The organism is Paenibacillus sp. JT31N11, assembly GCF_056269285.1.
Window position 1 is genome coordinate 579,811 of record NZ_JBWDNQ010000001.1, and the last position, 26,962, is coordinate 606,772.

The window sequence follows — 26,962 nt, forward strand, 5'->3', positions numbered from 1 at the left end:
CGGTTGTCATTCATGGATATGCAATTGGCAGGTCAACAGCGCATTCTTCAATTAGAAGGCGCCTATAATGTGAGGGATCTCGGCGGATACAAGACGAAGGAAGGCAGGATGACCCGCTGGGGCTTGCTGTACAGAGCGGACGGCCTGCACGGGCTTAGCGAGAAAAGCCGGGAAAACCTCGTGAACAGAGGGGTCTCTACGGTCATTGACCTAAGGTACAGCAGCGAGCTGGCCGAGCAGCGGGACGTATTCGCCGATTCGGGAGATGCGGCCTATTATAACATCAGTCTGATTCATGCCGATCAGGGCGACTATCTGCGCGGCCTGGGAGAGCTCTATATCGATATTATTGAAGGCTCCGGGGAACCGATGCTTCGCGTATTCTCGCTCCTGGCCAGCTCCACCGGGAGCGGGGCGACTTTGTTTCACTGCAAGGCGGGCAAGGACCGCACCGGCATAGTCGCGGCTTTGCTGCTTGATCTGGCAGGCGTGCCGCACGAGATCATTGCGGAGGACTACGCCCTCACGGCCGTATGTCTCGCTCCCTTGATGGAGGAACTGCGCAAAGGCCGTCCAATGACGGTGAGCCCGGAACAGTACGAAATTCATCTCGGTTCTCCGCCGGACAATATGATCGTGCTGCTGAACCATATAAAGTCGGCCTACGGGGATGCCGAGGGCTACTTGCTGTCGATCGGTCTTAAGCCCGAACAGATTCAGGCGCTGAAGCAGCGGCTGGTTGAAGGCTGAAGACTTGCAGAAGGCCGGTGAAGAAGTTGCGGAAAAGTCGGCAGGGGAGTTGGAACAGCGAGTCGAACACCCTGTGGACCGCAGGTAACTGATCTTTCGCTGGGTTTGTATAAAAAAGGAGAAGTGATATCAGATGGAAATGACAGTGATGACATTCAACCTGCGGACAAGTACGGCGAGCGACGGCGACCATGCCTGGGTCAACCGCTGCGACAAGGCAGCCCGAATGATTCGCGAGCATGCTCCTGCCATCCTCGGGACGCAGGAGGCCCGCGCTCATATGCTCGAGGAGATGCGGCTTGATGAATACGGCTGGGTCGGAGCGGGACGCCGCGGGGGCAATGAGGACGAGCATTGCGCGATCTTCTATAAGAAGGACGAGCTTGAGCTCATCGAGGACCATACCTTCTGGCTGTCGGAGAATCCCGAAGTGGAATCCAGCAAAGGCTGGGACAGCTCACTGCCTCGCATCTGTACGTGGGCACATATCCGTCATAAGGCAGATGGTACCGAATTCCTCGTGTTCAATACGCACCTGGATCACAAAGGCCGGACGGCGAGAGTGAAAGGGATCGAGCTGATCTGGAGCCGAATTCGCGAAGTCCGCGCCCGGAAGCAGCTTCCAGCGATGCTGATGGGCGATTTCAATTCGACGCCGGATGAGCTCGTCGTGCAGATCATGCGCGGAGAAGTCCCTGCGGCGGACGGCATGGTAGAGATGAAGGACGTATATGCGGCCATAGACGGCCCGATCGGCACTTCGGCCAATCATCAATTCTCCGGTAATCTGGAGGGAGGCGTGATCGATTATATTTTCGTTACTCCCGAGGTGGAGGTGTTCTCCGCCGAGATTGACCGCCGCCGGATCGACGGCATGTTTCCTTCGGATCATTATCCGGTAACGGCGCGTCTGCAAATTACGTAAATGGTATTTATTGTTAATTATTCTTTTTAAGCAGATCGCATTTTGCAGTCTCCTTGGTTTGTTTTTGGTCCGGCAGCTAGTCAGCGCCTGGGACCATAAATCATACCAAGGGGCTTTTTTTTTCTCAAACCTTGTAGTCGTGCATAATAGAATGCTGCCCGCTCAATAAAGGGGGATCATGGTCAAATGCGGGAGAGCTGAGCCTTTCCAGGGTATGGCCGCTGGAGTCAGCTTGATGTTAGCCGCCTCATCCCCCGGTACGATTAATAAGGGAAACGAACGTTTTTAGGCCGCCGTAGAACTTTATTTTCGGCGGTAAAATGAACTTGACGGTAGGCAAGCTGAAGAATACCATGAGAGTGGGACATATTGGAAATCGTAGTTGCTGTGATAAATTTAGTTATGGGGAGGAGATGAACATGAAAAATACCAGATCTTGGTTTTACAAAATGCTATTTTCGTACCTTCCTGCGTTTTTCTTGCTGTCTTGTGTATTGTTCTTGATCAGCTTTCTGGCAATTAGTGAAAATATTAAAAAAACGACAGTTAAATCCACTTATGTATTCAGCGAACAGGTTAGCCAGGTCTTGGAGAATTTTTTGCAGCCGATTGAAAGAATGGTGACTAAAGACATATTGGTTGATACCACCTTCATCCAATATTTCAAAGATCACAAATATGGAACATATGAAAATTATGAAATTGTTCAAAAATTAAGAAGTCTTTCATTGGATTTTCCGGATATTGACTCCGTTTATGTTTTTCGTCAAGCCGACCATATGGTATTGAGTGAAAATATGTATTCGGATTTTAATCAGTTCGCTGACAAGGATTTCATCTTATTGCAGTTAAATCAGAATCTGACCGCTTCCTGGTCGGAGAAACGAATGTACTACGACCAGAAAGCAAGAAAATCCAGCGAAGTCGTGTCACTGGTAAGAAAAGTTCCCTTTCTGACCGGAGATCAGGGGATCGTTGTCGTGAACATAAGCGTGAGTACGATTCGAAGCCTGGTTATGAATATGTCCAGCCACAATATCAATTTTGTCAATCTGTACGATAGAGCAGGAAGTCTGATTTTCAGCACGGCGGTTGAACAAGGCAAGGAAGATACCGCCAAAGGCAAAGAAATCGTAAAAGTAAAATCCGATTTTACCAATTGGATAATAAGCAGTGGAATTAAAAACGCGGAAAGCTTTAGTTTCTTTTCGGGCTTTGCTTATTTTTGGGTCGCTACCTGCTTTTTAACGTTGCTGGTCGGCGTACTCTGGATTGTTTATGTGACCCGAAAAAACTACAAGCCTATCGAATCGATTATGAATCGGATCAATGAGTTCTTCCTCAATAAGAACTATGATATTTTTGGAAAAGGCAAACCGGACGAAATGAGATTTATCTCTATGGCCATCGATAATCTTCTGGAACAATCCAATATTTTTCAAAACCAATACGCCGAAGATCTTATTCACATACGCCGGCATCTCTTTATGGAGCTGATGAGCGGGCATCGCGCTTTTACGCTTGAAGAATGGAAAACGAACATGAGACGGCTTGGGCAGGAAGAAAACTTTGATGAGGTATCCTTCGGCATATTAGAGATTGATAAATATCCAGAATTTTCAGTCCAGTATTCGGATCGGGACCAATATTTGCTTAAATTTGTCATTCAGAGCATGGTTAATGAAATGGCTCAGAATCATTTCATCTCTATATGGTGCGAGTGGATTACCCATTCAAGGTTGGGCATTTTATATTTCTTGAACAATAAGCATGAACAATTTGAAGAGCAATTGAGCAGCTCCATCCCGCAAATGTGCGGCACAGCGATTGCCTGGGTCAATGATAATTTGGATTTTACGGTTACGATTGGCATGTCAGGCTACACTGACAATCTTGCTGATTTGCCCGGGCTGCTTGAAAAGGCATCGGATAATCTCAATTACAAAGCGATATTGGGGAATCAACGGGTTATTAACAGTTCGGATATTATTCTCAAACCCAAACAGGACATATTCACTCATTTACAGCTTGTCCATCAGATCGTCAAGGTTTATCGTATGGGTGAGGAATGGGACGCTTTATTCTTGCGTTTTTTTGAAGAAATGAAGATGGCCTTACTTTCGAGTAAGGATATAACAAGCTTAATGAATTACTTCATTTTTTATTTGGACAAAGAAATGAATGCGGTTTCATTGGAGGTTAAGAGCATTTGGACAAAAACCGCGTTGTCTGATTTAACCTTAATGCTGCAGAAAGTTGAGATGCTCGATGAGCTTCAAACCCGTACCCATCAAATCATGAAAGCATTCGAGATGGAGCTGCGTTCTCTGAGGGAAAGCAGGGCCAACTACCAACTGATTCACGAAGTTAAAAAATATATTGAAGAGTGTTATGCGAATCCCGATCTTTCCCTTGCTTATTTGAGCGATGAATTTAATATCAATTCCCGCGCTTTAAGCGAATTGTTTAAGAAAGAGTATGGGGAAAAATTCGTTGACTACCTGGTTCGAATTCGTTTGACTCGCGCTAAGGAGCTTCTGCAAAGTACGATGGAGCCCGTGCAGGATATCGCTGTAAAGGTTGGTTATGTGCATCCGTTTTCCTTTATTCGGGTATTTAAGAAAGTGGTTGGCATGACTCCTGGTGATTTCCGCAAATAAGGCGAGCCGTATCCTTTGTCTATTGACATATGATGATGGACGCTGCCTTCACATTATACCGGTCAAAGCTCAATTTCGTCTGGAAATTAAGGACGAATTGGGCTTCTTTTTCGTTGACGCGCGGTTTGCCTCCGGTGGGTTCGCTGCTGCGGCTTATCATGCACCAACGGGCATATGGACTCTGTAATGGTGTATTACGCATGAATTGTGTATCGCGTGGCTGGACACTTTTGAGGATTATTCATGAGGAACGATGCTGCCGGCGGGTCAAGCAGGGAGCGGTGGTTATAAAATACTGTGCATTCAGCATAATTGTGGATCAGCACATGGTACTGCCGGGCCGCATAAGGGTGCATGGCCGGAAACATGTTTATTGCATTCGCATGTTCGTATGTTTACATTGTAGATGCATTCACACAAAATTCACAAATTCAGGAAGGGACACTGAGCTCAGACGTTAACGATGAAGCAGATGAAGTCATTTAAGGAGGAAATTCAAGTGACAAAAGAGACTGCAGTGAAGAAAGGTATTATTGATTGTGATGTACATGTGTACCCCAAATCAAGAGAAGAATTGAACAAGTATTTGCCGCAGCCATGGCAGGACTGGTATCGTCCTCTGAGTCGCGCGTACGGCAATATTCAAGGAAACCGGAAGGATGCGGCGCCGCCGGGAGGCGGGGGAGCGGGCTCCGACCCCGATTTTTTGCGGGAGCAGCTTATAGATGAATACGATGTCGATTTCGCTATTTTGCTGCCTCGCGCTATGCTGAACAACCTGCCTGATCCCGATATGGCTTCGGCGGTAGCAGCAGCCTACAACGACTGGCTTGCCGACACGTGGCTGGACAAATACAATCATGACGGTAAATTTAAAGGCTCCTTATATATTGCCACTCAGGACCCCATCGGAGCTGCCAAAGAGATTGAGCGTTGGGCGGGACATCCGCATTTCGTGCAGGTCATGACTGATTCCGGCGCCCGCGCTCCGTTCGGTCAACGACAATATTATCCGATTTACGAAGCTTGCGAGAAATACGGGTTCCCGCTCGCTATCCATCCCGGTACCGACGGAATGGGCATCAATCATCAGCCGACTCCGGGTCATCCCAGCCGGTATATTGAATTCCATACCTGTTTGTCTCTTGCGTTCCAGGCGCATTTGGTCAGCTTCTTGACCGAGGGAGTGTTTGTTAAATTTCCCAACTTCAAGATTGTACTCGTGGAAGGCGGAGTTTCCTGGCTGCCTCCATTGATGTGGAGACTGGATGCGGAATATAAAGGACTGCGTTACGAGGTGCCATGGCTCGAAAAACGTCCAAGCGAATTTTTACGGGATCATGTCCGGTTGACCAGCCAGCCGATCGAGCGTCCTGATAATGATAAGTATTTGCTGACGCTGCTCGAAGCTATGGATGCAGAGCATATCCTGATGTTTGCCAGTGACTATCCTCACTGGGACTTTGATTCGCCCAGACGTGCTTTTCCGAAACTGCCGGATGAGCTGCAGCGGCGTATCTTCTTCGAGAACGCGAAGGCATTCTATAACTTATGAGTAAAGGAGCACTTGTTTATGGAACGTTTGGTGGTATGTAAAACAACTGAAATGGAGCCCGGTCAGCGGAAGATCGTCCAGGTTGGGGGGAGGTCTGTTGGCGTGTTCAATGCAAACGGCAGCTATTATGCCCTGCGCAACAGCTGCCCGCATCAAGGAGCGCCTTTATGCAAGGGCAGACTTACCGGGACGACTTTGCCATCTTTACCTGGCACCTACCGTTATGGGCGGGAGGGAGAAATACTCGCTTGCCCCTGGCATGGGTGGGAATTTGATGTAACAACGGGCAAATCGCTCTTCAACCCCCACAAGTGTCTGGTAAAGAGTTATGATGTGGCGGTCGAGCCATTAGAGGAGAGTCTCGAAACCTACCCGGTAGCCGTAGAAGAAGGTTTGGTCGTTCTATATGCGTAGCCGTCAAGCTTAAGGAGGAATTCAGGTGTCAAAACCTTGGGCGATCACTCGCGAAAACGGGAAATTAAGACATAAGAATGCCGCAAATTCAAGGGTTGCTGTATTCATTAAAGAATGCCGGAAATCGAAGCTTCTGCTCTTGTTTTTATTGCCGGCGTTTGTCTGGTATTTCATTTTTTATTACATTCCTATGTATGGCCTGACGATCGCATTCAAGGACTTTCAAATTATGGATGGTATATTGGGAAGCCCATGGATCGGTTTTGAGAATTTCAATCAGATGTTCCACACATACGAATTTATAAGAGTATTGAGAAATACGCTGATTATTAGCGGTTTGAAGCTCCTATTTGTTTACACGTCCGGCATCGTTCTGGCTCTTGTATTAAATGAGATATTTCATGACAAGTTTAAGAAAATCGTCCAAACGATCAGTTATCTGCCTCACTTTCTATCATGGGTGATTATCGGAAGCATCATGATCGAGCTGTTATCTCCCGTCAGCGGACTTGTGAACAATATCATTAAGGCGCTGGGCGGCAAGGCGATCTACTTTTTGGCCGATCCTAATTGGTTCATACCCGTACTGATCGTCTCGGATATTTGGCAAAGCGTCGGATGGGGCTCCATTATTTATCTGGCAGCTATTACTGGCGTGGATCCGCAAATTTATGAATCGGCAACCATAGACGGAGCGGGCAGGTTCACGAAAATCTGGCGTATTACGCTGCCTTCGATTATGAATGTCATTATTATTATGATGATATTTAATATTGGCAACCTGATGAATGCCGGCTTTGACCAGATTTTCAATCTGTATAATCCGAGAGTATATGAGGTCGGCGACATTATTGACACGTATGTATACCGTGTGGGCCTTACACAGATGAATTACAGCTTTTCCACGGCTGTGGGTTTATTCAAGAATGCGATCGGCTTAGCGCTGGTTCTCCTGGTGAATCGGGTCGCGAACAGATTCGGCCAAACCGGATTATGGTAGGAGGTGACGGAAATGCCCGTCGAAAGAAGAAAGCGCTTCACCGTGTTTGATTATTTCAACTACACAGCGCTTATCTTATTATGCGTTTCAATCATTTATCCGGTCGTATACTTGATTTGCTTGTCGTTAAGTACCCGTGAAGGGTTGGCCGCAGGCGGGACCAGTGCCACTGTATTATTGTGGCCGCAGGGATTTACTCCGGAGGCGTACACGGCATTTTTCAAGACAACCTTTATTTATACCGGTTATTTCTATACGATTTGCCGAACCGTAATCGGCACGATTGCAGGCGTATTTTTAATGGCGTTGACAGCCTATGCGCTTTCAAAAAAAATACCATTAAAAAAAACGTTCACCTTTTATTTCATTTTTACCATGTTTTTTACAGGCGGCTTGATCCCTACCTTTATCTTGATTAAAAGTTTGGGGTTATTGGATAATCCGCTGGTTTATATTCTGGCTCCTCCATTTTTATTCAACTCCTTCTTCATTCTGATTCTGCGGAACTTTTTTATGACGATTCCCGAGAGTCTGGATGAATCGGCCAAGATGGACGGGGCAAGCGATTGGAAAACCTTCTTTTATATTATTGTCCCCCTGTCGGGGCCGGCGATCGCGACAATCAGCCTATGGGTGGCCGTTGCGCATTGGAATTCATGGTTTGATTCACTGATCTATGTTCAGTCACTGGATAAACAAGTGATTCAGGTTCTGATTAGAAAGCTCGTGATTGAACAAAGCCAGATGTTGATGGCCAGCACAATCGGATTCGCCAATATGGATAGTGTTCCCACCGCAGAGAGCATCAAGGCGGCAGGGATCCTGATCACGATGATTCCCATTGTGTGCGTCTATCCGTTTATCCAAAAATACTTTGTCAAAGGAGTGGTTATGGGAGCGGTTAAAGGCTGATTCACACGACGATTTAAAAGAGCAATTTGAATCGTAAACGACTATTGGGAGGTTAAAGGATGACATGGAAAAACAGACCCATGACGGCAGCCTTGATAGTGTGCCTGGTTGCCGCAATGCTTGCGGGCTGTACGGGCAATCAGCAAAATCAGGAGGGGAATAACGCCACAAAAGCAGATACAGCCACGGATAGCACGGACCCCTTTTCTTTATCGGCCGACAATAAAATGATCGCAGATGCTCTTGCCAAGGTGGAGACGCCTGAATACTTTAAGAACACGCCTACGTACGAGTATACCGTTCAATTTCCGACATCTCCGGAGAAGGAGGGATCGTTTGGCCAGCAATATTTTGAAAAGAAGTTTAACGTCAAGCTCAAATTTGTCCCGCTTGACAGTACGAATCGGAATGAGCAGTTAAATACGATGTTTGCCACCGGCACGATTCCCGACTTCTTATCCTATATCCCATTGTTGAATGTAAGCGAGTACGCCAACCAAGGTCTCCTGGCGGAAGTTCCCATGGATATGATTGAGAAGAATATGCCGAACTATTATCCTCAAATCGAGAAGGCTGATTTATTTCAAAGCGTCCAGATCGATGGTAAAAACATGGCTCTGCCCTTCTACGCAGCCAAAGGCGGAGTACCGCTCACTGCAAACATTCGGGCAGACTGGTTAACGAACGTAGGAATCAATAAGGTCCCGCAAACGTTGGATGAGCTTGAAGAAGCCTTCAAACGATTCAGAAACGATGATCCCGATAAGAACGGCAAGAAGGACACCTATGCGCTTTCGAATGCAAGCACTGAAGACGGCGAAATCTGGTTTCAATCCATCTTCGGCGCCTACGGAACCAATCCGTTCCTCTGGGTTGAGCGTGACGGCAAGCTGCAGTTTGGTTTCACAACTAATGAAACCAAAGAAGCCTTGAAGAGGCTTCATAGCTGGTATGAGATGGAACTGATTTCGCCGGAATTTATTACCGATAACGCAAGAAGCACAGAAGTTGAAGACCTGGCGACCAAATTCTCTGAAGGCAAGATCGGATATATCGATAACCTTGGCTTTGAGGACAGCCAATGGGATAATGACGGCCATATTAACTACAGATGGGTCAAAAATAGTCCGGAGTGGCAAAAGTTCTTTGAGGATAATAAGAACAATCCGGACACTATGTACGCGACTAAGCTGTTCACCGACTTTAATGATCAAGTGCCCCAGCCGATTTATATCAACTTGCCTTCATTAACAGGACCAAACGGAGCCAAAGGTTTTTATCGTTCCGGTTTTCAGGGCAGTCCAATGGTGTTTGGAAAACAAATGGAGAAGGATCCTGAGAAGCTGGCCAAATTACTAAGAATCGTCGATTATATTACAAGCGATGAAGAAGCCTATCTATACCTTAGTTACGGGATTGACGGATTGGAGTGGAAAAGCGACGAGAAGGGACGAAGGCTGCTGAATCCGGATTGGGTCAAGCATGCTTTGTATGATCCCGGTTACAAGAAATTAGGAGATTGGATCTTGAATCCTGTACAGAATACGAATCCGGAATTTTTCAGCGTCATTGGCGGACCGCGTGCAGACCAGCGCTATAAGCTAACCATGGATGTTATCAATACTTTTCCTTCCTATGAAAATAAGTTAGGAATTGTGCTGCCATCTGCGGCCAAATATTCGGAGATTACCGATACCCGGATTAAGGAGTATGTGGTGAAGGCTATAGCCGGCGATATCGATATTGACGGCACATTCAACGATGCCGTGAATCGTTGGTATAAGGATGGAGGAGATCAACTAACCAAAGAAGCAAACGATTGGTTACAGAGCGTCAAATAATTCGTCACGAAAGAGAGTGAATGAGCGCATAAAGGGCAAGCAAACAACAATCAAGCCGCCAAACTTGGCGGATAGGGAATTGGAAAGAATAGGAGATCGTAGTCTGGATCATCATTGCGAGGCGTATTATGGCGATTTCGCAAATGTCCGGCATGACGCAAGGTAAGCGGGAGCTCCCGCATCTGTACCTGGGCACATGTCCGTCATAAGGCGGATGGTACCGAATTCCTCTTGTTCAATACAGCACCTGGATCACAAAGGCCGGACGGCGAGAGTAAAAGGGATCGAGCTGATCTGGAGGCGAATCCGCGAAATCCGTTTAATGGAAAAATATTCCATATATGCTGATGGGCGATTTCAATTCGACGCCGGATGAGCTCGTCGTACAGATCATGCGCGGAGAAGTCCCTGCGGCGGACGGCATGGTAGAGATGAAGGACGTATATGCGGTCATAGACGGCCCAATCGGCACTTCGGCCAATCTCCGATTCTCCGGTAATCTGGAGGGAGGGGTGATCGGTTAAATCCAAAATAAGATTAAGGAAAACGTTAGTTCAGTACAAAACGTACAGCTGCCGGTCTACCTTGGCAGCTGTACGTTTTTTTCAAGCGGGCGTATCTCGGGGCACCGCGTAACCAGAGAAAGTGAATCTTCATATTGGATAGCCCTTTTGTTTTTATCAGTTCAAGGCGTAACGTTCGGTGATGCTATCCTTCCAGTACCACTCGAGCAGGTCGCCTTCAGCCTCCCACATTTCCTCGAACATCTTGCGGATATTATCCAGGGACAGAATGGAAGCGGCATTGGGATCCAGAGCGAACGCATAGAAGGCCTTCTCCTTATCTTTCTCGAGAATGGACTCAACGGTCAACTGCACGCAAGTACCGTTAGCATGATTGAAACCAGCCAGATGGGTGGGCAGGTCGCCAACAACGGACGCGTTGATGCCATGTCTGTCCGCAAAGCATGGAACCTCAACACACAGCTTGCCGGGCAGGTTGGTAATCAGGCCCTTGTTCATCACATTGCCAATGAAGCGGAAAGGGCGATCGGTTACGATACCCTCCATAATGCCCGAGGTGTACTCATTGGACCTACGTAAATCGCCGGACAGCTGGTGCTCGCTATCCATGCTATCCTTGAGCCACTCGCGGGCTTTTTCGCCAAGTGAATCGCGGACAGGATCTCTGGGCTTGAGGAAGTACTGATTCATCAGATCCGCATTGCGGCGGAAATATGGCAAATACTCGGAATCATGATGGTTGCTCTCTGTCGGGAAGTAACCGAACTTGCGCAGGATATCGACACGTACGGCTTCCTTTTTCAGGAAATCCCTCTGCTCATCCGTTTGAGGATTATCCAGCATGTCGCGCAGCATAGGGTACAGATCCTCACCGGTGTCAGTTCGCTGATACTCCAGGAACCAGGCAAGATGGTTAATCCCGGCGACCTTGTAAGTGACATCCTCATCCTTCAAGCCGATGAATTTGGTGATTACGCTGCTCGTATGCTGCACGCCGTGGCAGATACCCACATTCTTAATGCTGCTGGCCGTGGAATGCAGCATCGTAAGCCCTGCCATCGGGTTGGTATGGTTAAGCAGGTAGGCATCAGGGCAGTACTGCTCCATCTCGCGGCAAATTTGCAGCTGAACAGGGGCGGTACGCATCAGACGGAATGCTGCACCTACTGAATAGGTATCGGCAACCGTTTGTTCAATGCCATATTTGCGGGGTATCTCTACCTCTATGTTATAGGGGAAGCCATAATAAGCTCCGCCGCCAACTGAAACAGAGGTGATGACAAAATCAGCGCCGGGCAGCAGCTTGGTCCGATCTGTGCTGCTCTCAAGCTTAGTGGGCAAGTTATACTTATCAATCGTGTTCTGAATATAAGCGGTAACTTTCTTCAGGCGCTCCTCGTGCAGGTCACACAAACAAATAGTAGCCTCCCTTAGAGACTCTCTGGACATGATGTCAATGCTCAGTCTGCTGCCGAAGCCGCTGCCGGCTCCGATAATAACGATTTTCATACTAACCCTTCCTTTCGCTTGCGAATGTGAGCAGGTCTTTTATATCTCTATACAAGCTATGATTCACATCAATCGCTTATCCCTTGATTCCCGTAGTCGATACGCCCTGGATGAAGGTCTTCTGTGCAAAGAAGAACAGAATGATAATAGGAAGGGCAGCAACCGTGGAAGCAGCCATAAGCATGCCCCACCGCGTTCCATATTGACCGATGAACTGCTGCAGACCAAGCGAGACGGTGTACATGGAATCGTCATTCAAATAAATGAGCGGACCGAGAAAATCATTCCAGGTGTTCATGAATGTGAATAATGCAACTGTGGCAAGGGCAGGTCTTGCGAGCGGGAGGATCACCTGCCAGAAGATGCGGAACTCCGAGCAGCCGTCGATCTTCGCCGCTTCCGTCAGCTCATGCGGTATGGTGAGGAAGAACTGGCGAAGCAGGAAGATAAAGAACGCTCCCCCGAAAAAAGAGGGGATAATCAGCGGGTTGAAGGTTCCGACCCATCCGATCTGCTTGAACAGAACGAATAAAGGAATCATGGTGACCTGGTAAGGAAGCATCATTGTGCTCAGCATGATGATGAACAGAAGATTCCGTCCCGGCCATTGTATTCTGGAGAAGCCATATGCCACCAGAGCGGAGGACAGGCACGTACCCACCACACACCAGAAGCATATGATCAGCGTGTTCTTGACATAAGAGCCGAATGGAACAAAGGTCAGCGCTTCCGGGAAGTTCGACCATATGAACGGTTCGGGAATCCACTCGGGGGGCCATTTGAATATCTGTGCTTCGGGTTTAAGGGCTGTTGAAAGCATCCATATGAAAGGAAACAGAAAGGATAAGCCAAGCAGTATGAGAATGATGTGACCTATTCCTTGTCTGAGCATTTCCTGTTTTTTTCGGGTTGACGTCCGATTACTGATCGCAGCCATCCGGTTCTCCCCTTTCCTGGTGAAGGGAAGGAAGAGACGTGTGTCCTTCCTTCCACCCGTTATCAGTTATTTTGTATTTTTGGAAATTTCATTTTCAATTTCCTTTTGCAGATCTTCAAGCGCCTTCTTGGGGTCCTTCTTCCCGGTCATGACATCCTCTTCAGCTTTGACCGCGCGGTCCCAATAGTACTGCTGGTCCGGAATTAACGGCGTTATGACCGCATTCTCACTGCTGAGCAAATCGACAAACGACCGTCTTGCCGGAATCTCATTCAGATAATCCTGATACGGCTGCTGCTCGGTGATCTTCGGCGACGCGGGAATCCATCCGCCCTTGCTCAGCATGGATGCTGCCCATTCTTCGTTATGATAACCGGTCAGCCACAGGATGAATTCCCACGCTTCCTTGGGATGTTTGGCTTTTGCAGGAATGATATTGTAGTTGCCGTTGACCCAGGTTGCGTTTGGCTTCCCGTTCTCGACTGGATAAGGGAGCGGTGTGACCCCATAGTTCAGGTCAGGCGCATATTTCTGAAGATCGACCAGCCTCCACATTCCGTCGACGGCGAAAACCTGCTTGCCGCTGAGGAATGGCCATGCAGCATTCACGTTGGAGGTATTGCTTTTATTAAAAGCGGCCACCTTGGTAGGATCGAATTTCTCCGCATAGGATTGAAACCATTCCAGCGTAGCCAGGTTGTTCGGATCGGTCGCAGTTGGATTTCCTTCGGCATCCGCCCAGCTTCCGCCAAATGGCGCGGTCCACTGCGTCAGCCAGCTCGGCATGAATCCTACCCGCTGAATGAAGCCGCGATCATCCGTCTTCCACAGTTTATCCTGCATCGCATCCAGCTCTTGGATAGTTAACGGCGGCTTCTCCGGATCGAAGCCCTCTGCTTCCAGCACATCCTTGTTATACAACATGGCAAAGGTGTTCATGGAGAAGGGAACGGCATACATTTCGCCATTATAGGTACCGATCTCCCGGACGATGGGATACATCCAATCCCCCAGATCGGGAGCCGAGCCGTCGATGTAATCCTTGAGGGACATGATCGCGCCCTTCTCCGCCCAGGAAGGGATAATCTGATTCCATTGCGTCATGACATCCGGCGGATCCCCGCCCGCCTGCGCGGTCAGGAATTTGGCATTCGCATCGCCGGTAATCGACAGTGCATTGACTTTGATATTGGGGTGGGTTTCGTTAAACTCCGCCACGAGGCTGTCGATCAGCTTTTTCCAATCACTCGTCCACATATGCCAATACGTTACTTCTACGACTTTACCGTCCGCCGAAGTATTAGCAGGCTCCTCATTGACTGAAGCATCGTCGGTTTCACTTGTGCCGGCGGGAGTAGAAGAAGAGGAGCATGCGACAACGCTAATTGCAAGCAAGACGGCAAACAGCGGCAATACCCAGGTTCTGATTCGGACTTTCATATACACACCTCCAAATTTATTTGTCGCCGCCATAGAACACCCAGCGGGCTGAACTTTTGAAGACGATCAATGTTGCGGCCATGATCAGCAGGAACAGAATCCACGCCATGGCCGATGCATATCCCATATGAAAGTAGGAGAATGCATTATTGTAGAGGTAGAGAGAATAGAACAGGGTTGAATCGTTGGGACCGCCCGACGTCACAATATACGCCTGCGTAAAATATTGAAAAGATCCGATCAGGCCCATGATGAGATTGAAGAAAATGACGGGAGTCAGCATCGGCAGGGTGATATACACAATTTTGTGCCACCACACGGCTCCGTCCAGCTCCGCCGATTCATACATTTCCTGTGGTATATCCTGAAGACCAGCCAGATAAATGATCATGGCACCGCCGATTCCCCACAGGCCCATCACGATAAGCGCTGGCTTGGACCAAGCCGGATCAACAAGCCACCCCGGCCCTCGAATGCCTATGGCTTCAAGCATGCTGTTGATCAATCCGAACTGGGGATCGAACAGCCAGAGCCATAGAATCGAGGAAGCTACCAGCGGAACGATGCTCGGAAGATAGAAGATGGTACGATAGAATGCCATTCCCCTGATCTTCAAGTTGAGCAGGAGCGCGAGTGCAACCCCGATCACAATGCTCAACGGGACCGAAAATACCGTATAAAATAAGGTGTTGTAGATCGATGTCCAGAATATCGGATCCTTCATCAGCTGAACATAATTCTGAATTCCGGTCCAGTCGGGCGCCGCAACCACATCATAGGTGGTGAAGCTGTAGTACAGTGACAAGACAAAGGGAACCATCGTAAGTGCAATGAATCCAATCACCCAGGGCGAGACGAACAGCATTCCGTTTACGACATTTCGCTTGGTTACTTTAGTCATTTTTTTCCTTGACGATTCACTTGGAACGGGCTGACCAATCTGTGCAGGTGAAGCCGACAAATAAACACCCCCCATGCTTGATAAAAACGTATGGTGAAACGGGTCAAAACGTGGTGACCATTCTCAGCTTTTCCGCGGATACGTTGAGTTTTAAGCGCTTACAGGCCTCAGGAATGATTATATATATATCGCCAATTGAAGTATTTACAAAAAAAAATAAACCTTTTATAAAAAACACAACATTCCAAAATTCCCTTATTTTTCTTTGCGATAAGTGGAAGGAGACTTGCCTTCAATATTCTGAAACCATGCAGAGAAGGCGTGGATGCTGGGGAACCCAACTTGCTGGCCTATTTGTTGAATCGATTTGGAGGAGGACTCCAGCAGGAGCTTGGCTTGGGACATGCGGTATGCTTGGAGATATTGTTTCGGGGACTGGCCAAACTTCTTTTTAAACCCGGATCGAAAACCATTCTCGGACATATTCGCCATCTTCGCAAGCTCCGAAATACGGATGTCCTTATCATAATTATTGTGGATATAATCCGCGGCGCTTTGCAAAGAGCCCTTGTCTTGAACGTTCTCGATGGAATCGTTAATGAACAGCAGCAATAATTCGATCCATAGTTTGATCACCCGCTCGCTGCAGTTCAAGGATTGCACGACCACGACCGAATTGATCCAGTTGTTAAATAACGCTTCATAACGTTCCAGCTTGATATAGCTCAGGGAATACAAAAAAGAGTTTCGGGTCATGCGAAAAAAGATGGCTTGCAGTTCAGCGGGCAAATTCTGAATCTGCAGCACGGCGAAACGGATGGAAGTGGAGGAAGTAAAGTTATGGGGGACGTTTGGCGGAATAAGAATGATATCGCCTTCATGAATCGGATATGCCTGGTCATCATCGTGTATGAAGAAGGTACCGGAGCCAAATACAACGACAGATATTTCAAAATGCGGATGCTCATGAAATCCCATCACCCACCCGGATATATGAGTCTTGAGTGCGGAGTATAGACATGATTTATTCATAAAAATACCTCCTCTTCTAATAGATTTCCTGGAATCCTGGGCAGCGGACCCTTTAGTCAGGCGGCGGATATTGCAAGACGTAACCCCCCTCTGTCATCAAATAGCCATTTGACCAATTGGCTTACCTACTTTTTTATACCTTTATTGAATTTTTGTCTATGCGAGCAGCGGCTCTCTGATGGGTTACTGGGCTTTTACAGCAGGGAGCAAAAAATGTCGGATTGTGACCGCTTCGATTCATCCCTCCATACACTTTTTAATGCAAAAAATCCCCGCCCAAGGATGAAGGGTGGGGATTTCTAAAGTTGATAATGAAACCAGGCGCGAATATGAGGTTCTGAGAACTATACAAATAGTGATACGAATGCTCGTGGAGACAGGAGCGATATGTTTAGGTCAAAAGGAGCAGCGAGGACAGGGCAGCGATCAGCCGTTATAACCAAAACGTGCGGAAATCTCCGCAGAAATCTCTCTTATCAGGTCTCCGATCTCGTCAACGCGTTCATCAAGCAGGCGCCACTTCGGACAGGCGACGCTGAAGGAAGCGATCGGTTCCTTCAGGTGGTTTAAGATCGGAGCCGCAACACAGCGGACCTCGCTTTCGTGCTCGCAATTATCGATCGAATAGCCGCGTGCCCGGATTTGTTCCAAGTCCTCAAGGAGAGCTCCCCGGGAGGTGATGGTCTGGGGGGTAAACGGAATGAGGCCTTCCGTCACGACCGCATCGACGAGCGAAATGGGCGAATAAGCGAGAATCGCTTTGCCAACGCCCGTGCAATAGAGCGGGTTGCGCAGCCCGATTTCGGAGTGCATGCGAATCGTTTTGGACGATTCGACTTTATCGATGTACACCACCCGGAGTCCCTCGCGAACGACTAGGTGGATCGTTTCGCCAACCCGGTCGGCGATTTTACGAAGATAAGGGGAGACAATGTCGCGAATGGACATCGATTTCAGGGCCGAGGTGGACAGACGAAGCGCATAGATCCCGATCCGATAAAGCTCCGAGTACGGATCCTGCTCGACGAGCCCGTACTGCTGAAAGGCGGCCAAATGCTTGCAAACGCTGCTTGGGCTTTCCCCGGATTTCTGCGAAATTTTGCTGACGGAAGCGCCTTGGGGATTGTTATCGCATAAATCAGCTAACGCCTGCAGCACGTGGAGCGCTTTGAGCACCGTAGAGGAAGCGACTTTGTCCTTTGAAGGTTTTGTCTGAACTCGGCGTGTCATGATGTTTCCCCTTCCTGATTCGAAATTTCATTTCCGATTTAGTTGTCGTGTTATCAAGAATACAGCATGAAGAGTCAACGTTAGAACGGAGATGCTGCGGCAGCTTCGAAAACAATAGAGTATATAGTTATTTTATAGCTCAGCACGAGATTCAGTCAATCTGCACAAAAACAATTGACAGACTATTCGATCTTCACATACACTATAGCCATAAAATTAGAAACATTGTTTCTAATATAGAAATGAAATGAGGTGACCATGAGTGATTATTTCCGATGTGGAAACGTTTATCGTGGGCAATCCCTGGAAGAACTGGCTTTTCGTCAAGCTGCATACGAAAGAGGGCGTGTACGGCATCGGCGAAGGAACGCTGAATGGCTTTGCGAAGACGGTCGAGGCGGCCATACATGAACTGAAGCATCTGTTCATCGGCAGAAGTGCCTTCGATGTGGAGACAATCTCCTTGAAAATGCTGCGGGATGTTTATTCGAACGGAGGACAAATTCAAGGATCGGCTCTGGCTGCGGTTGAAACCGCTTGCTGGGATATCATCGGCAAGGCCTCCGGCCAGCCCCTCTACAAGCTGCTTGGCGGTCAATGCCACGATAAGCTGCGCTGTTATGCGAACGGTTGGTACCGCGGTCCGAGAACCCCGGACAACTTTTACGAAAAAGCCAAGGTCGTTGTTGAAAGGGGTTACACGGCGCTGAAATTCGATCCGTTCGGCAGCGCCTGGAGAACCGTGGAGAAAAAGGATTTCAACCTCGCTCTTGACATCATCGAAGCTGTCCGCGATGCAGTCGGCCCGGATACGGATATCCTGATCGAAGGCCATAACCGCTTCAGCGTCCATACAGCACTGCAGTTCGCCGAAGCCATGCGCTCATTCAACCCGACCTGGTTCGAAGCGCCCGTGCCTCCGCAGAACATCTCCTCCATGGTGGAAGTGGCCAGGAGAAGCCCGGTGCCGATCGCCTGCGGAGAGGATTACTACTGCAGAGAGCAGTTCGCAGAATTGCTCAAGTACGACGCCGTGCATATCATTCAGCTTGAACCGCAGTTTCTCGGGATCTCGGCATCCAAGCAAATTTGCGGTATGGTTCACGCCCATAACGGCGTCATTGCGCCGCACAGCGCGCAAGGGCCGCTCTGCTCCGTCGTATGCGCGCATTTGAATATGGCGACGCCGAACTTCTATCTTCATGAAATTTTTGACGAGTTTAACGAGCCTTGGGAGGAATTCGTCCTTGAGCCGGCTTGCAGGGTTGAACGAGGTTATATCAAACCTCCGGAGCTGCCCGGTCTCGGCGTTGATTTAAACCTGGAAGAGATCGCGAAGCATCCGTACCACCCCGGTCATTATCTCCCGCTATTCAAGCAGGGCTGGGAGAAGAGAGCGCTGGTGGATGAAAGAAGCCAATGAAGATAATAAGCAATGCTTACGAAGCAGCGTTTTCTTTGAAAACGCTTTAGGAGGTACGGCATGAAAGCACTGATATATGAGGGACCGAAGCAGATGACTGTCCGCGAAGCGGCGGTTCCCGAACCGCGTGAAGACGAGGTGCTTATACGGGTCGCGCGCGCAGGTATCTGCGGATCCGAATTGAGCGGCTATTTGGGACATAATTCCTTGCGCAAGCCCCCTCTTATTATGGGTCATGAATTCTCCGGGACAGTTGAGCGAATTGGCAGCGGCGTAAGTCTTGTCGATGTGGGCGACCGGATTACCGCCAATCCGCTTGTCACATGCGGCAGGTGCTTCTCATGCACGGCGGGCGCCGCGCAGCTATGCACGGAGCGAAAGCTGCTCGGCGCTCACCTTCCGGGCGCGTTTGCCGAGTTCGTCGTCGTGCCGGAGCGAAATGTCCATTTGCTGGAGCCTCATGTATCGTTTGATGAAGGCGCCTACACCGAGCCGTTTGCGTGCGCGGTCCACATTTGCAATCTGATTAAGCTGTATCCGAGCGACAGGCTGCTGATCATGGGCGCAGGTCCGATCGGGCTTCTTACGCTGCAAGCCGCTCGAATCTTCGGTTTGCAGGATATTACGGTCATTGACCTCAATGAAGAGCGCCTGGAGATCGCGCGAGAGCTTGGCGCCTTAACGGCGACCCAAATAGATGCCAGAAGGGGGATCAACGACTTTGATGCTGCGGTAGATGCGGTCGGTCTGCAGATTACCCGGAACGGATGCATAAGCGCGGTTAAACCCGGCGGCAGTGTAGTCTTTACAGGGTTACACGAGGACAAAAGCCAGCTGCCGGTCAATGAGATGATCCGTGACGAAATCAGGACTTACGGCGCTTTCGCCTATAACCAGGCCGATTTTAAGGATGCGCTGCAGTGGATCGCCCAGGGAAAAGTACGGCTGAGCCCATGGACCAGCCTGGCGCCGCTTGAGGAGGGAGGCGTTTGCTTCGACAAGCTGATTTACGGCCCGGGCAAAACGGCAAAAATTTTGCTTGCACCCGGCTGATGTTAACGGAAGGAGAAGGAAAGGGCGGAGCGAGGTCCAAAATGACTGTACACGCCCGCATAAACCGGGAATCTGCTATGAATGGAGGAATATAAATTGGGTTATTCAGACCTATTCAAATTGGACCGCAGGGTTGCGCTGATCACCGGAGGAACTGGCGGATTGGGCCTTGTGATGGCACAGGCGCTCTCTGAAGCAGGGGCGGCCGTCGTCATAACGAGCCGCACGGAGGAGAAAGCGGTAGAAGCGGCGGCGAATCTGGCACAGGCAACAGGCAAAGAGACACTCGGACTTGCGGCCGATGTAACGAATGCAGAAGATGTCGAAGCGATGGTGCGATCTGCAACGGATGCTTTCGGGCGGATCGACATTCTGATTAACAATGCGGGAATTAATATTCGAAAGCCGATCGAGGAGTATGACGAGGCAAGCTGGGATTTGGTGCAAAGCACGAATCTGAAGGCGCCGTTCTTGTGCTCCCGGGCGGTGGCCAGACAAATGAAAGAACAGAAATACGGCAGAATCATCAATATTGCATCTATGCTGGGCATCGTAGGACTGGCGGAACGAAGCGCTTATTGTTCAAGCAAAGGCGGCGTTATTCAGTTGACCAAGGTACTGGCGCTCGAACTCGCGGCCCATAACGTTACGGTGAACGCGTTATGCCCGGGTCCGATTGCGACGGAGCTCAATACCGCAGTCATAAACAATCCGGAAGCGAACCGCATGTTTTTGGACAATATTGCGATGGGCCGCTGGGGCAAGCCTTCGGAAATCGCGGGCCCGACCCTTTTCCTGGCCTCCGAAGCCTCAAGCTTTATGACCGGATCGGCGCTTACTGTGGACGGAGGCTGGACGGCAAAATAGGTTTTCAATAAAGAAGGAAGAGGTGAACAGCATGCGAGTTGGTTTGTCTATGTTCGGCACCACTTATGCGATGGGGCTGCACCCCCGTTCCGGCAGACCGCCCCTTACGCCGGGCCAATTATTGGATCAGGCGGAGAACTGCGGATTGCGGGGCGTGGAGCTGCCGCCGTACCTTCTGGAAGGAGCCGATCTATCCGCGATTGCAAAGAGGGCGCGCAGGAGTGATATGTATATCGTGATCGCATCCGGCGGCTATGATCCGAGCAAGCTTTCGGAAATATTCGATTTATCGGTTAAGCTTGGTGCGGCAACGGTTAGAACCGTAGTCGGCGGAGCAAAAATTGGCGGCGACAGAAGGGAAATGGCGGGCAAATGGAAGCCGTTTCTCCAGAACGTATTGAGTGGGCTTGAAGCGGCAACGCGAATGGCCGAGGAGAAAGGGGTCGTGCTTGCCGTCGAGAACCATCAAGACCTTGCCTCTGAAGAATTGATCTGGCTGTGCGAAAGAATCGCTTCACCCCATTTCGGTATTACGCTCGACACCGGTAATCCGCTGGCTACGGCCGAAGTGCCGGTTGATTTTGTCGAGAAGATCCTGCCTTATATCAAGCATGTGCACTTGAAGGACTATAGGTGCTTCCTCAGCAGCGAAGGATACAGGCTCGTTCGGTGCCCGATCGGGCAGGGCGTGCTGGATTTTCCGGCGCTCCTGAATGTATTCCGGAAATCATCGATAACTGATCTTACCATGTCTATCGAGATCGGCGCTCTCGAAGCGCGGCATATACGCGTGCTCGCCGACGACTATTGGCCGGAATATCCGCCCCGCTCGGCACATCAGTTGGCCAGGACGATCCGGTATGTTCAAACAAATGCAGAGACGTCACCAGACGAATGGCGGACACCATACGAGCAAGGCGAGCCGGCGGAAGCGATTGCCGCTTACGAGAATGCGGAGCTGCAGGCAAGTCTGGATTATATGCATCAGCTTATTCGGGACCAGAATATTTCGAAGAAGGGGGCTTCTTAATGAATATCAACTTGAGCGGCAATGTGGCCGTTATAACCGGTGCGGGAAGAGGGATTGGGAAGGAAATAGCACGTACCCTCGCCAATGAGGGCGTCATCACCATTTTACTGGATATGAACAGGTCCCTGGTGGAGGACGCTGCTAAGGAGCTCGCTGAACAAGGATTCCAGGCCTACCCGTACGAGTGCGATGTACGGGATTATGCCCGCATTGAAGAAGTGATCGAGGATGTGATAAAGCAGCGTGGGCGTATCGACATTCTCGTCAACAATGCGGGAGTTGCAAGCGGGGGACCCATAGATGCACTGAAAATAGAAACCTGGGATCTCAATATGGACATTAACCTGAAAGGCACCTTCCTGATGTGCAAAGCAGTCGCTCCGGTCATGAAGCGGCAGCGATCGGGGAGGATCATCAACGCGGCTTCCTTCGCGGCCATCGTCCCGTCTTATGGAAGCGCTGCCTACGCCGCTTCAAAATCGGCGGTTCATCAATTCACGCGCGTGCTGGCAGGGGAGCTGGGTCCCTGGAACATCACGGCGAACTGTTACTCCCCGGGGATGATTCCGACCGACATGAACCATTTTGCCGATTTGCCGCAGGACCGCAAGGATCGTCTTCTGGATACATTAACTCTGCGGTACTGGGGGAAAAAGGAGGATGTCGCATATTTGATTTGCTTCCTCGCATCCGACTACGCAGGTTACATTACCGGAACGATGATCGATATCAGCGGAGGCAAGCTTGCGACCCAAATCCCGAGAGCGGCCTATGAGTTCGCCGCCAAGGATGGCAGCTACGAGTTTTGAGGAGGGCAGGTACATGTTGCAGGAATAGGGCACTTCATTACCTGGAGGAGGTTTTATGAAGATGATCGGACTATACGTACAGCGTGCATTGACGTTTTCGCTCATGTTCAGTCTGGTTTTCCTGGCGGCGTGCGGCGGAGGAAATACCGGCTCCGGCACGGAAGAGAATGGCAGCGGGAAGGCGAATGAAGAGGGCAGTGGCGAACAGTCGGAAGCGAAGCCCGTCACACTGCGGATCATGTGGGGCGGTTCGCAGGAGCGGCATGACAATACGTTAAAGGTGCTTGAGCTCTATTCGCAGAAATTTCCGAATGTGAAGTTTCAACCAGAATATGCTGCCGTCCAAGGTTATTTCGATAAATTGGTAACGCTTTCGGCCGCCAAGAACCTGCCCGACATCGTCCATATGGACATGGCGATCATGGAGCAATACGTCAAACGCGGGCAGTTGATGGATGTCTCGAGTGTCGACCTGTCCGGTCTTGTGGACAGCAAGCTGCTGGATGCGATTAAATTCAACGGAAAGCTGTACGGCATTCCGACCAGCTTGAATGGCGGCGGATACATTTATAATAAAGCCGATGTCGAGAAGTTCGGCCTGACGCCGCCGCATAAGAATTGGACTTGGGATGAATATTTCGAGTTTGCGGAGGAGGCGCGGCAGAAGCTTCCGAAAGACCGGTACGGTATTCAGGATCTCTCCCGGCTATGGTTCCCCTTCCAGACCTATCAGATGGCAAACGGCAAAGGCCCCGTCTTCCCGGGAGACGGCACGGTGCACATTGATAAAGACCTGTGGATGAGCCTGCAGCAGCTGTACGCGAAATACCGCGAAGAAGGAGTCGTTCCGCCTCCCGACAAGACGATCAGCTTCAAAGAAGGCGACCCGCAGTTGGATCCGGTCGCTTCCGGAGCCGTGCTTGTAACAGGAGCCACCGTTGCCTCGGCTGGCGTCGTGGAGAATTTGATGCCCGGGAAGATTGCTGTCGTAAATGATCCCACTGCGGCGCAAGGCGGCGGTTGGTCGCAGCCGACGCTGTTCTGGAGCGTAGCCGAGAATTCCAAAAACAAAGACGAGGCCCTCAAGTTCGCCAAGTGGTTCCTGGAGGATCCGGAAGCGGGCAAAATCATGGAGACGGCACGCGGCATTCCCTTGAACGAGGAAGTTTGGAAAGCGATCGAGCCCGGACTCGAGCCAGGACAGAAGCTTGGCAAAGAAATGCTGGACGTCGGGCGTGAGATGGGCCAGAAGTTTTATCCGCTCCCGGCCGGCGCGCAGGACTTTGAGAAAGTATATCTATCGGAAATGGAAGCCGTCATGTTCAATAAGCAGACGATTGAGAAAGCTTTCGATAGAATCATGGCCGCCGCGAAGGATGCCGAGGGTAAGATGGCCGAAGTGAATTAAGCAGACACAAGCCTACAGAAGGATCAAATCGGGCCGGGCCGGGAGTTTGCAAATCTTGGTCCCCTTCCCGAATCTTATCGAGAGCAGGTGATACGCAAATTGAACTCGACAAGGGCAAAAAAGCTGGCTGCAGGTCGCTCGCATGCTTTTTTCAAACGAAAGCGGATATCGGACGAAAACAATTTGGCCGGCTTCCTGTACATCTCGCCTTGGCTTGTCGGCTTTCTGCTTCTGACTTTATGGCCGATTATGCAATCCTTCTATCTATCCTTCACGGACTATCCGTTGCTTCGCGACCCGGAGTGGGTCGGTACGGAAAATTACGCCCGTATATTTGGCGAGGATCCGATCTTTATGAAGTCGCTGGGCGTCACATTTGCATACGTTCTGTTCTCCGTTCCACTGAAATTGTTCTTCTCTCTCATGGTGGCGATTTTGCTTAACCGGGAAATTCGAGGCATCTCGTTCTATCGGACCATGGTATACATCCCCTCATTAATCGGCGGGAGTGTCGCGGTGGCGGTGCTGTGGAAGAACATGTTCGGCATGGACGGTTACGTCAATCATATGCTGGGATGGTTCGGGATCACAGGAATCGGCTGGGTCTCCAATCCGAATACCGCGCTGGGCACGCTTATTCTGCTCGCGACATGGCAGTTTGGCTCCACCATGATCATTTTCCTGGCCGGCCTAAAACAAATACCGCGGGATTTATATGAATCCTCGGGCGTGGACGGCGCATCGAAGATTCGCCAGTTTTTCCATATTACATTGCCAATGCTGTCGCCGGTTATGTTCTTCAATCTCGTACTCGGCATTATCGGCTCGTTCCAAATGTTCAACTCGGCGTTCATCATTACGGGCGGCGGACCGGCAAACTCGACCTATACGTATGCGCTCATGCTCTATGACAAAGCGTTCAAAAACTTTGAAATGGGTTACGCATCGGCATTGGCCTGGCTCTTGCTGTTTCTCATCGCTCTCTTGACTGTCGTCAATTTCTACGTCTCGAAATACTGGGTATTCTATGAATCGGAAGGAGGCAGGAAGTAAAAATGACCTTCGCTATCCGACGCGGCTCGCTCCGGTACCATATCATACTGCTCGTGTTTTCCTTCCTGATGATGTATCCGGTATTCTGGTGGGTTGGCGCGTCGCTAAAAAGCAATGCCGAGATGCCGCTTCCCACCATCTGGCCTTCCAAGCCGATGTGGGATAATTTCTATAACGGCTGGACATCATTCCCGTCCTTCACGTTTACGAGATTCTTTGGCAATACGCTTTGGCTTGAATTCTGGTGCGTGCTGGGAGCCGCGATCACAACGCCGCTTGTAGCCTACGGGTTCGCGCGGATCAATTTCAAGCTCAAGGGCTTGATGTTCGGCCTGCTGATGATGACCCTCATGCTGCCCGGACAAGTGACCATCGTACCGCAGTATATTATGTACAACAAATTGGAAATGGTAGACTCGTTCCTTCCGCTCATTTTGCCCCACTTTTTCGGCGGAGGCGCTTTTTTCGTTTTCCTGATGGTGCAGTTTATCCGTGGAATACCGCGCGAGCTGGATGAATCCGCAAAAATCGACGGCTGCTCGTCCTTGGGCATTTTCCTGAGAATCATACTGCCGCTGGTCAAACCGGCGCTGGTAACCGTTATCGTGTATACGTTTCTATGGAGCTGGGACGATTTCTTCGGGCAGCTGCTGTATTTGAGCTCAGCGGAGCATTATACGGTCAGCGTGGCGCTGCGGGTTTTTATCGATTCCGAGTATAAAGTTGAGTGGGGTCAGCTCCTCGCCGTCTCGCTCGTATCCGTCATCCCGTCCATTCTCGTGTTTTTCGTTGCTCAGAAACATTTTGTGGAGGGTATTTCGACAACTGGCATAAAAGGTTAATGGTGAGACATAGGTATTGGTTGGACTGACAAGCGGGATCGAAAAGGGGGAATGCGCTATTCGCCAAATGGATTGGAATTTTGAGGGAAAAACAGTGGTCGTAACAGGCGGCTCGAAGGGAATCGGACGCGCTATCGTGAAACAGTTCGTCCGGTACGGTGCACGAATAGTAATCGCCGACGTCGCTGAAAACGGAGAAGAGGATGCTGCTCAGTGGGCGCAGGCAGGCTGTGCAGTCCGGTTTATTCAATGCGACGTATCCGTTCCGGAGCAAGCGGAGAGCGTTATCCGCAAAGCTGAGCTGGAATTCGGCGGCGTGGACGTACTGGTAAACAATGCGGGAATTTTCCCCAGGGCAGACCTGCTTGGCACCGATGAAGCATTCTGGGATAAGGTGCTCGGCATTAACCTGAAGGGGGCATACCTGATGAGCCAGGCGGCGGTGCCCGGAATGATACAGCGCGGCGGCGGCTGCATGGTCAATATCGGGTCCCTCCACGCCAGGATGGGCGAAGAATCGACGATGGCTTATGCCGTCTCCAAAGGCGGCATCATCACCTTGACACGCAATTTGGCCCGGGCACTGGCCAAACATCGTATCCGCGTCAATTGCGTCAACCCCGGCTGGGTAATGTCCGATGGGGAACTTGAGCGCTTGAAAGCCTTGGGCATGGATCAAGAAGAAATCGACAAGCGCGGTGACCGAATGCCGCTTGGAAGGATGCAGACCGGAGAGGATATCGCCGGCGCAGTCGTTTTCATGGCTGGGGATTTGGCAGGTCAGATAACGGGCCAAATCCTGACCGTGGACGGGGGAGCCAGCCTTCGGTGAGAAGAATAAGCATGC

24 protein-coding genes are annotated in these 26,962 nt (G+C 50.0%); 18 read left to right on the forward strand and 6 right to left on the reverse strand.

What is annotated here, in order from left to right; all coding sequences use genetic code 11:
- The first annotated feature begins 12 nt into the window (after positions 1-12).
- From AC0YNV_RS02680 to AC0YNV_RS02720, 9 genes are all read left to right on the forward strand, one after another.
- Positions 13-750: a tyrosine-protein phosphatase gene (locus AC0YNV_RS02680; protein ID WP_475765602.1), complete on the forward strand. Its 738-nt coding sequence runs from the start codon at positions 13-15 to the stop codon at positions 748-750.
- Between the two features lie 133 nt (positions 751-883).
- Entirely contained in the window at positions 884-1,675 is a 792-nt protein-coding gene (locus AC0YNV_RS02685) for an endonuclease/exonuclease/phosphatase family protein (RefSeq protein ID WP_475765604.1), read from the forward strand.
- Between the two features lie 419 nt (positions 1,676-2,094).
- Positions 2,095-4,335, forward strand: coding sequence for a helix-turn-helix transcriptional regulator (locus AC0YNV_RS02690; protein ID WP_475765606.1), 2,241 nt, complete (start codon positions 2,095-2,097; stop codon positions 4,333-4,335).
- Between the two features lie 499 nt (positions 4,336-4,834).
- Positions 4,835-5,890 carry an amidohydrolase family protein gene (locus AC0YNV_RS02695; RefSeq protein WP_379113078.1) on the forward strand — a complete coding sequence of 352 codons (1,056 nt, stop codon included), beginning with the start codon at positions 4,835-4,837 and terminating at the stop codon, positions 5,888-5,890.
- An 18-nt stretch (positions 5,891-5,908) separates the two neighbouring features.
- Positions 5,909-6,304: a Rieske (2Fe-2S) protein gene (locus tag AC0YNV_RS02700; protein ID WP_475765608.1), complete on the forward strand. Its 396-nt coding sequence runs from the start codon at positions 5,909-5,911 to the stop codon at positions 6,302-6,304.
- Positions 6,305-6,329: 25 nt separating this feature from the next.
- Positions 6,330-7,304: an ABC transporter permease gene (locus tag AC0YNV_RS02705; RefSeq protein WP_475765610.1), complete on the forward strand. Its 975-nt coding sequence runs from the start codon at positions 6,330-6,332 to the stop codon at positions 7,302-7,304.
- Between the two features lie 12 nt (positions 7,305-7,316).
- On the forward strand, positions 7,317-8,216 hold the full coding sequence (locus AC0YNV_RS02710) for a carbohydrate ABC transporter permease (protein ID WP_210039479.1): 900 nt from the start codon (positions 7,317-7,319) through the stop codon (positions 8,214-8,216).
- Positions 8,217-8,275: 59 nt separating this feature from the next.
- Positions 8,276-10,057 (forward strand): extracellular solute-binding protein, encoded by a 1,782-nt coding sequence (locus tag AC0YNV_RS02715; RefSeq protein ID WP_475765612.1) that lies wholly within the window; start codon positions 8,276-8,278, stop codon positions 10,055-10,057.
- Positions 10,058-10,398: 341 nt separating this feature from the next.
- Positions 10,399-10,581: a hypothetical protein gene (locus AC0YNV_RS02720; RefSeq protein ID WP_475765614.1), complete on the forward strand. Its 183-nt coding sequence runs from the start codon at positions 10,399-10,401 to the stop codon at positions 10,579-10,581.
- Between the two features lie 156 nt (positions 10,582-10,737).
- Here AC0YNV_RS02720 and AC0YNV_RS02725 read toward each other — a convergent pair whose 3' ends face one another.
- From AC0YNV_RS02725 to AC0YNV_RS02750, 6 genes are all read right to left on the reverse strand, one after another.
- A complete protein-coding gene (locus AC0YNV_RS02725) occupies positions 10,738-12,090 on the reverse strand; it encodes a family 4 glycosyl hydrolase (RefSeq protein ID WP_475765616.1) in 1,353 nt (450 codons plus the stop codon).
- A gap of 76 nt (positions 12,091-12,166) precedes the next feature.
- A complete protein-coding gene (locus AC0YNV_RS02730; RefSeq protein ID WP_475765618.1) occupies positions 12,167-13,027 on the reverse strand; it encodes a carbohydrate ABC transporter permease in 861 nt (286 codons plus the stop codon).
- A 66-nt stretch (positions 13,028-13,093) separates the two neighbouring features.
- Positions 13,094-14,467 carry an ABC transporter substrate-binding protein gene (locus tag AC0YNV_RS02735; protein ID WP_475765620.1) on the reverse strand — a complete coding sequence of 458 codons (1,374 nt, stop codon included), beginning with the start codon at positions 14,465-14,467 and terminating at the stop codon, positions 13,094-13,096.
- A gap of 16 nt (positions 14,468-14,483) precedes the next feature.
- Complete coding sequence (locus AC0YNV_RS02740) at positions 14,484-15,428, reverse strand: carbohydrate ABC transporter permease (RefSeq protein WP_475765622.1); 945 nt, start codon at positions 15,426-15,428, stop codon at positions 14,484-14,486.
- Positions 15,429-15,623: 195 nt separating this feature from the next.
- On the reverse strand, positions 15,624-16,400 hold the full coding sequence (locus AC0YNV_RS02745; protein WP_475765624.1) for a helix-turn-helix transcriptional regulator: 777 nt from the start codon (positions 16,398-16,400) through the stop codon (positions 15,624-15,626).
- Positions 16,401-16,826: 426 nt separating this feature from the next.
- Positions 16,827-17,630 (reverse strand): IclR family transcriptional regulator, encoded by an 804-nt coding sequence (locus AC0YNV_RS02750; protein WP_475765626.1) that lies wholly within the window; start codon positions 17,628-17,630, stop codon positions 16,827-16,829.
- Positions 17,631-17,892: 262 nt separating this feature from the next.
- On the opposite strand from AC0YNV_RS02750, the gene AC0YNV_RS02755 reads away from it, so the two are divergent.
- The 9 genes from AC0YNV_RS02755 (at position 17,893) to AC0YNV_RS02795 (ending at position 26,947) form a co-directional block, all read left to right on the forward strand.
- On the forward strand, positions 17,893-19,053 hold the full coding sequence (locus AC0YNV_RS02755; protein WP_475765627.1) for a mandelate racemase/muconate lactonizing enzyme family protein: 1,161 nt from the start codon (positions 17,893-17,895) through the stop codon (positions 19,051-19,053).
- 60 nt (positions 19,054-19,113) lie between these two features.
- Positions 19,114-20,106, forward strand: a complete 993-nt coding sequence (locus tag AC0YNV_RS02760) for a zinc-dependent alcohol dehydrogenase (protein WP_475765629.1) — start codon at positions 19,114-19,116, stop codon at positions 20,104-20,106.
- A 96-nt stretch (positions 20,107-20,202) separates the two neighbouring features.
- Positions 20,203-20,973 (forward strand): SDR family NAD(P)-dependent oxidoreductase, encoded by a 771-nt coding sequence (locus tag AC0YNV_RS02765; RefSeq protein WP_475765630.1) that lies wholly within the window; start codon positions 20,203-20,205, stop codon positions 20,971-20,973.
- A gap of 31 nt (positions 20,974-21,004) precedes the next feature.
- Positions 21,005-22,003, forward strand: coding sequence for a sugar phosphate isomerase/epimerase family protein (locus AC0YNV_RS02770; protein WP_475765632.1), 999 nt, complete (start codon positions 21,005-21,007; stop codon positions 22,001-22,003).
- Positions 22,003-22,812 (forward strand): SDR family NAD(P)-dependent oxidoreductase, encoded by an 810-nt coding sequence (locus AC0YNV_RS02775; protein ID WP_475765634.1) that lies wholly within the window; start codon positions 22,003-22,005, stop codon positions 22,810-22,812. Before AC0YNV_RS02770 ends, AC0YNV_RS02775 begins: the two co-directional genes overlap by 1 nt.
- Before the next feature lie 61 nt (positions 22,813-22,873).
- Positions 22,874-24,220: an ABC transporter substrate-binding protein gene (locus AC0YNV_RS02780; protein ID WP_475765636.1), complete on the forward strand. Its 1,347-nt coding sequence runs from the start codon at positions 22,874-22,876 to the stop codon at positions 24,218-24,220.
- A gap of 165 nt (positions 24,221-24,385) precedes the next feature.
- On the forward strand, positions 24,386-25,273 hold the full coding sequence (locus AC0YNV_RS02785) for a carbohydrate ABC transporter permease (protein ID WP_475767270.1): 888 nt from the start codon (positions 24,386-24,388) through the stop codon (positions 25,271-25,273).
- A 2-nt stretch (positions 25,274-25,275) separates the two neighbouring features.
- A complete protein-coding gene (locus tag AC0YNV_RS02790; protein WP_475765638.1) occupies positions 25,276-26,115 on the forward strand; it encodes a carbohydrate ABC transporter permease in 840 nt (279 codons plus the stop codon).
- 16 nt (positions 26,116-26,131) lie between these two features.
- Positions 26,132-26,947 carry an SDR family NAD(P)-dependent oxidoreductase gene (locus tag AC0YNV_RS02795; RefSeq protein WP_475765640.1) on the forward strand — a complete coding sequence of 272 codons (816 nt, stop codon included), beginning with the start codon at positions 26,132-26,134 and terminating at the stop codon, positions 26,945-26,947.
- The last annotated feature ends 15 nt before the right edge of the window (positions 26,948-26,962 follow it).